General features: G+C 73.6%; 3 protein-coding genes, 1 pseudogene and 1 riboswitch. Of the genes and pseudogenes, 1 reads left to right on the forward strand and 3 read right to left on the reverse strand.

The genetic code is table 11. The features are described from left to right. The 3 genes and pseudogenes from ribD to rpe form a co-directional block, all read right to left on the reverse strand. Positions 1 to 783: bifunctional diaminohydroxyphosphoribosylaminopyrimidine deaminase/5-amino-6-(5-phosphoribosylamino)uracil reductase RibD (gene ribD, locus JNW89_RS29555; RefSeq protein ID WP_238451589.1), on the reverse strand; the 783-nt coding region annotated here is incomplete at its 3' end. A gap of 148 nt (positions 784 to 931) precedes the next feature. Next, positions 932 to 1,106: riboswitch (FMN riboswitch) on the reverse strand. Positions 1,107 to 1,168: 62 nt separating this feature from the next. Then, complete coding sequence (locus JNW89_RS29560; RefSeq protein ID WP_179804339.1) at positions 1,169 to 2,128, reverse strand: response regulator; 960 nt, start codon at positions 2,126 to 2,128, stop codon at positions 1,169 to 1,171. Position 2,129: 1 nt separating this feature from the next. Next, positions 2,130 to 2,809 (reverse strand): annotated as a pseudogene (gene rpe / locus JNW89_RS29565) (ribulose-phosphate 3-epimerase). A gap of 258 nt (positions 2,810 to 3,067) precedes the next feature. Between rpe and JNW89_RS29570 the strand changes: the two are divergent. Further along, positions 3,068 to 3,955, forward strand: a complete 888-nt coding sequence (locus JNW89_RS29570) for a septum formation family protein (protein WP_238451590.1) — start codon at positions 3,068 to 3,070, stop codon at positions 3,953 to 3,955. Positions 3,956 to 4,135: the final 180 nt, after the last annotated feature.

Raw genomic sequence — 4,135 nt, forward strand, 5'->3', positions numbered from 1 at the left:
CCGGCCGTCCGGGCCGGCCCCGACCTCCGCCGCGGTGGCGATCCACGTCCGGGCGGCGCCGTCGCGGACCCGGGCCCCGGCGGGGGTACGCCCGGAACTGTCCACCACCACCCGCAGCGGCTGCCGGATGGCCAGGCTGCCGTCGCGCAGGTTGCGGGCGGTGAGCCGGGGATCGTCGGCGAGCACGGTGCCCACCCCGGCGAGCACCGCGTCGACCGTGCCGCGCAGCGCGTGCACGTCGATGCGGGCCGCCTCGGAGGTGATCCACATGCTGGTGCCGTCGGCCGCCGCCGACCGGCCGTCGAGCGTCGCGGCGAACTTCCAGATGACGTACGGCCAGCCGCGGCGCATCGAGGTCAGCCAGGCGATGTTGCCGGCCTCGGCCTCCGGCGCGCGTACCCCGAGCTCGACCTGGATGCCGGCGGCGCGCAGGGTGGCGGCGCCGCCGGAGGCGACCGGGTTGGGGTCGGGCACGGCGATCACCACCCGGGCCACGCCGGCCTGGACCAGCGCGAGGCTGCAGGGACCGGTGCGGCCGGTGTGGTCGCAGGGTTCGAGGGTGACCACCGCGGTGCCGCCGCGGGCGCGCTCACCGGCCTGGGCGAGCGCGACGATCTCGGCGTGCGGTCCGCCCGCGTACGCGTGGAATCCCTCCCCGACGACCGTGCCGTCCGAATCGAGCAGGACGCAGCCGACGACCGGGTTGGGGCTGGTGGTGCCGAGGCCACGGGCCGCCAGCGTGACGGCGCGACGCATCGCGTCGTCAACGGGGACGCCGGCCATTCCTCTGCCCTCTCACTCGCCGGGCCGCGCGCGGGCGGTACGGGAGGAGCCGCGGGCAGGCGGCGGCGGATCCGGGAACGGCACGGCCGCCCCCGGGGAGCCCACGCGATGGCTGGATGCAGCGACCCACGCAGGCCCGCCCCGTCCCGCGCGCTGTCTCCCATCCGGACTTTCTGGGTGCGGAACGTTCTCCGCTCCCAACCGTCGGCCCCGGATTCTCACCAGGTCCACCGGGCGGCCTGAGCCGTCCGGGTCGCGGGCTTACCACGGTCGGACCGTGGATCACCGCCGGTTCGGAATTTCACCGAGCCCCGCCAGCGCGTGGTGGGTACATGGGAAGTCTTACACGTTCCCCGGCCCGGTTGGCCACTGCACGCGGGCTACCTCACACCCCGTCCGCGCGCCGCCGGTCCACCGCCACGTACGAGCCGGGCTGGCTCTTGGCGACGGTTTTCATCTCCGAGGCGACCGCGATCGCGGCGAGCGGGTCGGTGAAGCGCTTCCGGGCGTCGGAGAGGGAGACCCCGATGGAGAGGGTGACCAGGTGCGCCTTGCGCACGTTGCCCCGGCGGTCCTTCAGCTCGACGAAGCCGCGCTCGGCGTCGGCCGGGTCGTAGAGCTTGTCGGCGGCCTTCTCGAAGTCCTCCACCGCGCGGAAGGTCAACGGCCGGACCTGTTCCGGGGTGCAGACGACGACGAAGTCGTCGCCGCCGACGTGGCCCAGGAAGGCCGGCGGCAGCCCGATCGAGACCACCGCCCGGTGCAGGCTGCGGGCCAGCGCGGAGATGAACTCGTCGCCGCGGACGAAGCCGTACCGGTCGTTGACGCTCTTGAACCGGTCGATGTCGATGTAGCCGACGGCGTAGTCGACGCCGCTGCGGACCCGGTCGCTGATCTCCCGGCGGATCCGGCTGTTGCCGGGCAGCCCGGTCAGCGGGGAGACCTCCCGAAACTCCTTGTTGCGGCGCAGCGTGGAGCTGACCCGGGCCACCAGCTCGGCGGTGTCGAAGGGCTTGACCAGGTAGTCGTCGGCGCCGGCGCTCAGGCCGTGCACCTTGTCCACGGTCATCCCCTTGGCGGTCAGCATGATCACCGGCAGGGCGGAGGTCATCGGGTCGGCGCGCAGCCGGCGGGTCAGCTCCAGCCCGTCGATCCGGGGCATCATCAGGTCCACCACGGCCAGGTCCGGCCGGTGCCGCTCGATCATCTCGAGCGCCTCCTGGCCGTCGCCGGCGTGCAGCACCTCGAAGCCGTGCAGCCGCAGGTTGAACTCGACGAAGCGGGCGATGTCCTCGTCGTCGTCGACGACCAGGATGACGTCGGGTCGATCGCCGGCCGGGTCCACGTCAGGCTCCGGGAACCGCGCGCTCCGCGAGCCCCCGCAGGCGGCGCACCGCCTCGGCCGGGTCGGCCGCCCCGTAGACGGCGGTGCCGGCGACGAAGGCGTCCGCGCCGGCCGCCGCGCCTGCTCGATGGTGTCGGCGGCGATCCCGCCGTCGACCTCGATGCGCAGCTCCAGGTGGCCGGTGTCGACGTGCCGGCGGGCCGCGCGGACCTTCTCCAGCAGCTGCGGGATGAACCGCTGCCCGCCGAAGCCGGCCTTGATCGTCATGATCAGCAGCGTGTCGAAGCTGGGCAGCAGCTCCAGGTACGGCTCGATCGGGGTGTCCCGGTCGATGGCCAGCCCGGCCTTGGCGCCGGCCGAGCGGAGGTCCTTGGCCAGCGCGACCGGGTCGTCGCAGGCCTCGGCGTGGAAGGTGACGTTGTACGCGCCGGCGTCGGCGTAACCGGGGGCCCAGCGACGCGGGTCCTCGATCATGAGGTGCACGTCGAACGGGATCCGGGTCACCGCGCGCAGGCTCTGCACCACGGGCAGGCCGATGGTCAGGTTGGGCACGAAGTGGTTGTCCATCACGTCGACGTGCAGCCAGTCCGCGGCGTTCTCCACGGCACGGACCTCGTCGGCGAGGCGGGCGAAATCGGCGGCGAGGATGCTGGGCGCGACGATCGGCGGCGGTACGGTCACGGGGTCAGTGTACGAATGCGGCCACCCGCCGCGGGCATCGCGGCCCCACGGGAACGCCCTGTGACCCAGGAGTGACCGCTGGTGCAAGATTGGGCTCCACGGAACGCAAAACCGGACGGACGGCCAGCCGCGACTGGCCGCCCGACGGAAAGGCGGCAACACTCCATCAGAGACGGTCGGCCGTGCTGCACGTCCCGCGGAACCGCAACTCCGCGTGGGCCGCACCGACCGGCCGTCATCTCCCGGAAAGGGCGGACGATGCGACGGTGGCTCGTGGCGCTGGCGCTGGCCGGCGCGGCGACGATGGCGATGAGCGGCTGCGTCCCGCAGCACCGGCCCGACGGCGACCTGGCCGACGACTGGCCGGACCTGCCCGTACCCCGGATGTTCGTGCCCGCCACGGACGCCTGCCTGCCCCGGATCACGGCGGTGGTCCAGGCGAGCACGTACGACACGGTGGACTGCGCCCGCAGCCACCTGGCCGAGGCGATCCACGTCGGGACCTTCACCGGCGACGCGGCGGCCGGGTCGCGCCCCGAGCCGGGCTCCCCGGCGCTGCGCCCCGCCCGCGCCGAGTGCGACCAGCGGGCCCGCGAGGTGCTCGGCGGCGACTGGCACTCGGCGCGGCTCACGATGAACATCGCGCTGCCGTCCGTGCCGGCGTGGAACGGCGGTGCCCGCTGGTTCCGCTGCGACCTGAGCGAGACCGACAGCATCGACAACACCCGCCCGGTCAACCGCACCGGCAGCCTGCGCGGGGCGATGATCGGCGACAACCCGCTCACCCACCGCTGCTTCGACCCCAAGCTGATCGGCGACAACCTCAACTACATGGCGCCGGTGCTCTGCTCCGAGCCGCACCGGGCCGAGTTCGTCGGGGTATACCTCGAACGGGACATGAGCTGGGCCGCGTTCGGCCGGGCCAACCAGGAGGTGCACCGGCGCTGCATGGCCCTGATCGCCAACTTTGCCGCGGTGCCGAACAACGCCGACCTGCCGTACCGGGCCGGGTCGATCTTCTACCCGCCGTCGCAGCGGGAGTGGGAGGAGGGCGACCGCGGCATCCGCTGTTTTCTGTGGAGCGACGACCGGAAGCTGACCCGCTCGATGCGCGGCGCCGGCCCGAAGGGACTCCCCGCCATCTGAGGCCCGGTGCCGTAAGCTGCCGCACCGTGACACCCGCTCGGCGGGCGCCACGGTCACGGTCGGCGAAAGGTCGGGTGCGATGCGGCGGTGGTGGACGGCGGTCGCCGTGGGCGGCGCGGCGTTGCTGGCGCTGACCGGGTGCCGCGCCCCCGCCGGGGTGGACGCGGACCTCGCCGACGA

The sequence above is a fragment of the Micromonospora sp. 4G55 genome (assembly GCF_016803375.1).